Source organism: Polaribacter sp. M10, assembly GCF_054968445.1.
This window is the reverse complement of sequence record NZ_JBSSBG010000040.1, coordinates 1-4,598: the sequence shown is the minus strand read 5'-3', so window position 1 is coordinate 4,598 and position 4,598 is coordinate 1. Positions and strand designations below refer to the sequence as shown.

The following is a 4,598-nucleotide window of genomic DNA, read 5'->3' as shown; positions in this document are numbered from 1 at the left end:
TTCGATGGACGATGGACGAGAAAATAAGGACGTTCTTCGAGTTTCGTTGCTCGTTGCCCGTTGTTGATTTCGTTCTAAGGGTTTAAATACTTAGAGTTTAGTTGTTGGTTTTCGTTACGATTACAGTAAAAGTCCATACTATTCGTTACACAAGAGATTCCTCTGTTACGCTATTTGCTACGCAAGGTACTTTCAATCAAAATATATTTTGATTTCAGTAATAATCGGAATGACAGACGGATATTGAATTGAGAGTACATATGTCATTCCGACCTTGTGGAGGAATCTCGTTGTTGATTATTGGTTGTTCGATGGACGATGGACGAAGGACGTTCTTCGAGATTCGTTACTGCATAAAGCCAACTGCATACTGCATACTGCCTACTAACCACTACCTACTGCCAACTGCCAACTGCCAACTGCCAACTGCCAACTGCCAACTGCTTACTGCAAAACTAAATCATCTTCCTATGGTGCTCCAATAAATTATCAATAGGTCTTTGAATCACGTCTGTAATTTTTAAATCATATTTTAGGGCCACTTCTTCTAGTATCTCTCTAAAATAAAAGGCGATAGAACCTATAAAATACAAAGGAGTATCTGATGTTTTATCAAAAGGCAAAACGCGGTATTCAAAAAATTCTTTGAATCCGTTTCGAATGATTTTATGAATATAAGGCGCTTCTTTAAAATCGAACATAAATTTGGCAAAAGACGCCAGATACATATTTGGATTCGGTTTTCTGTATAAGTTTTGTTTGATGTCATCTACATCCAAATTAAACTCCGTCTCAAACTTTTGGGCCATATGCTTTGGCATTTTGTTATAATAATACTCTCTTAACAACACTTTACCAAAATAATTTCCACTGGCTTCATCCATCAAAATATACCCTAAAGAAGGTGTGTTCATGATTACATTTTGTCCGTCAAAAAAGCAACTATTCGAACCCGTTCCAAGAATACATACCAACGCTGGTGTTGTTCCTGAGGCTGCATAAACTGCTGCCAACATGTCTTCAGCAATATAAATTTTAGCATTTACAAAAATAGCTTGTAAAATTTCTTCTAAAATTTTAGCTGGTTTTGGTGTTCCACAGCCTGCTCCATAAAAATGGATTTCAGTAACGTCTTCTTTTACGGTCATTAGTTGAAACATATTTACAATTCTATTGTTCAACTCTTCTTCTGCTACCACAGCAGGATTTAAACCTAATGTTCTTACTCTAAAAGCCTCGCTTTTATCGCTATTGATTGCAATCCAATCTGCTTTTGTAGAACCTCCGTCAGCAATTAAAATCATAAGTATGTTATTTTTTACCCAAAGATATTACAACAAAAAATGCTGTACAAGCTTCCGATAAACTTCAATCGTTTTCGTTTGATAAAATTATCATATAATCCTCTCGAAAATTGTAAATTTGTAACAAATCAAAGACCCATGTTTTTTTTTAAACCCAAAGAAATCCTGTTAACCGAATTTTTCCCAAAAGGCTTCATCGATATTCATTCGCATTTGTTACCTGGCATTGATGATGGTGCCAAAGATTTGGATACCTCTATGGAATTGATTCAACAAATGGCTTCCTATGGCATTCAAAATTTTATCACCACTCCACATATTTTAGGAGATGTCTATCCCAACACTCCAGAGATCATTCGTGGCAAATTGCAATTGGTACAAGAAGAACTAAAAAAAAGAAACCTGCCTAACATACAAATTGACGCGGCTGCAGAATACATGATGGACGAGCATTTTTTAACCCTGCTGCAAGAAGACCAAGAAATTTTAACCCTAAAAGACAATTTGGTGTTGGTAGAAATGTCGTATTTCAGTCCGCCAAACAACTTGTTCGACATTTTATTTCAATTAGGTTTAAAAGGCTATAAACCAGTTTTGGCGCATCCAGAACGCTATGTCAGTTACCACAACAATTTTCGCATTTTTCAAAAACTTAAAAATGCGGGCTGCTTGTTTCAATTGAATTTATTATCCCTGACTGAAAACTATGGGAAAGGCGTACAAAAAACTTCTGAAAAGTTGTTAAAAGAAAACCTCTATGATTTTGTAGGTACAGATACCCATCATTTTGAGCATTTAAAATTGTTGCAAACGATTGGTACTAAAAAGAACCTCATCAAGTTGGAGAATTTATTGTTGAATAATAAAAAGTTCATATAATACACAACAGAAACCATAACATGAATACTAAAGATACTCTTTTTTTTGTTGGCCAATGTTTAACCATCAATCATAATGGTAAGAATAAAAATATTATAGAAAAACTTTTAAAAAATAATACTATTGATTGGGATGAAGTGGTGAAGGTGAGTACAGGGCATTTCGTTTTCCCAGCTTTGTATTGCAATTTAAAACGGGCTAATTTTTTGCATTATCTTCCGAAAGAATTGGTGGAATATATGATACACATTACCAATTTAAATCGAGAACGTAATCAGCAAATTATTGAACAAGCAAAAGAAATCAATGAGCTATTATTAGCAAATAACATCACTCCTTTTTTTTTAAAAGGTACAGGCAATTTACTAGAAGGATTGTATGAAGATATCGCCGAGCGCATGGTGGGAGATATTGACTTTATTGTGTCTAAAAAGGATTATCATAAAACCATTCAAATTTTAAAGAAACAGGAATATGCGGTGCATAAAGATGAAAAGATTAGACGTAGTTTCCATTGGCATTATCCTAAACTTGTCCATCCTAAAAAAATTGCTGCTGTTGAAGTCCATAACAAAATTTTAAAAAAACCTTTTGACCATCTATTTAAGGAAGATTCCATTATACAAAGCGCTGTTATCAAATCGAATTATTGCTTTTTATCTACTAACTATAAAGTATTAAACGCAATCCTCCCTAAGATTATAAATGACAACTTATACTATTCATACATCATTCCCATGAGAACCATGTATGATGTTTTTTTAATGACAAACAATAGCGATTATAAAAATAGCATAGCCCATAAAAGGGTGTCTAAAAAATTCAATAACTATTTAAGTTGTATACAATTAGTTTTAAACAACCCAGACACGATAACCGTTGAAAATACGAGAGCCTCAAAAAAGTATCAAAAGTCTTACTTGTTAAAATTAAGTAACTCTAAAAAAATTAAAATTAAAACCAATATTATTCATAAATACACAAAACTGTATAATTATCTTTTTATGCTAAAAATGTCTTTTATCGATAAAGAATATAGAGATTACACTACAAAGCGAATCCTTCAAGGAGATTTATACAAAAAGATATTTGGTCTTAACACAACACATTAACTTTTAGTTTATATAATAATACTTGAGTTCAAAGAGGGCTCCACAAGGTCGAGATGACATATATATTCTCCATTCAATATCACTTGTCATTTCGAGTAAAGCGCAAGCGAAACCGAGAAATCTCTTAGATCTCTCCATAAAGTCGAGATGACAAGCTGAATGCATACTGATTATCAATGAAATCAAAATGTATTTTGATTGAAAGTAGCTTGGTTAACCGAAGAATCTCAAAATTCAAAAATCAAGCTCAACTCTTTTAATCCCTCTGTTCTTTTCCATTGATGAAAAGAACCAAAAATCTAGACTTATTTTATTTTCTTTAAATTCTACTATCCCTTTCACGATCCATGTCCAGACCGTTTCACTCTTTGGACACTCCTCAGTTACAGCGATATTGAATTTTTACAGAAAATTAAAGTATGTCGGTAAATTAAATCGGAAAAACCAACAACGAATAGCCAAAATAGATCTCTTTACAAAAATAGGGATGACATTGACAAAGTGGATTCAATAAACATCTGTCATATCGAGTAGAGCGCAAGCGGAACCGAGAAATCTTTACATTCAAAAACTAAATACAATCTCACTAACCGACATCCTAGAATTTTCGCAGGAATACAAATACTTTGAAACGGTAAGTGTCCAAAGAGCTTGCGGTCTGGACGCGATAGTGGAATAGTATGTAGTATTCAAGAAAATTATAGGAAGTCTAGATTTTTTTGGTTCTTTTTTCATCAATGGAAAAAAGAATGAACACCTTTTTAACGAAGAAATAGATTCCTCCGCAAGGTCGGAATGACAAACAGAATGTCATTTCGATTATTACTGAAATCAAAATGTATTTTGATTGAAAGTAGCTTGCGCAGCAAATAGCGAAACCAAGAAATCTTTACATTCAAAAACTAAATACAATCTCACTAACGGACATCCTAGAATTTTCGTAGGAATACAAATACTATGAAACGGTAAGCGTCCAAAGAGCCTGCGGTCTGGACGCGATAGTGGAATAGTATGTAGTATTCAAGAAAATTATAGGAAGTCTAGATTTTTTTGATTCTTTTTTCATCAATGGAAAAAAGAATGAACACCTTTTTAACGAAGAAATAGATTCCTCCTCAAGGTCGGAATGACAAGCAGAATGTCATTTCGAGAATTACTGAAATCAAAATGTATTTTGATTGAAAGTAGCTTGGTTAACCGAAGAATTTCAAAATTCAACAATCAACCTCAACTCTTTTAATCCCTCTGTTCTTTTCCATTGATGAAAAGAACCAAAAATCTAGACTTATTTTATTTTCTTTAA

At 33.2% G+C, this 4,598-nt stretch carries 3 protein-coding genes; 2 read left to right on the top strand and 1 reads right to left on the bottom strand.

Annotated elements, in window-relative coordinates; translation table 11 throughout:
* Positions 1-455: 455 nt before the first annotated feature.
* On the bottom strand, positions 456-1,304 hold the full coding sequence (locus ACWYN7_RS17080) for an N-acetylglucosamine kinase (RefSeq protein ID WP_462861189.1): 849 nt from the start codon (positions 1,302-1,304) through the stop codon (positions 456-458).
* Positions 1,305-1,343: 39 nt separating this feature from the next.
* Between ACWYN7_RS17080 and ACWYN7_RS17075 the strand changes: the two genes are divergently transcribed.
* Both ACWYN7_RS17075 and ACWYN7_RS17070 read left to right on the top strand, forming a co-directional pair.
* On the top strand, positions 1,344-2,183 hold the full coding sequence (locus ACWYN7_RS17075) for a tyrosine-protein phosphatase (protein WP_462861188.1): 840 nt from the start codon (positions 1,344-1,346) through the stop codon (positions 2,181-2,183).
* Between the two features lie 20 nt (positions 2,184-2,203).
* Positions 2,204-3,295 carry a nucleotidyltransferase family protein gene (locus ACWYN7_RS17070; protein ID WP_462861187.1) on the top strand — a complete coding sequence of 364 codons (1,092 nt, stop codon included), beginning with the start codon at positions 2,204-2,206 and terminating at the stop codon, positions 3,293-3,295.
* The last annotated feature ends 1,303 nt before the right edge of the window (positions 3,296-4,598 follow it).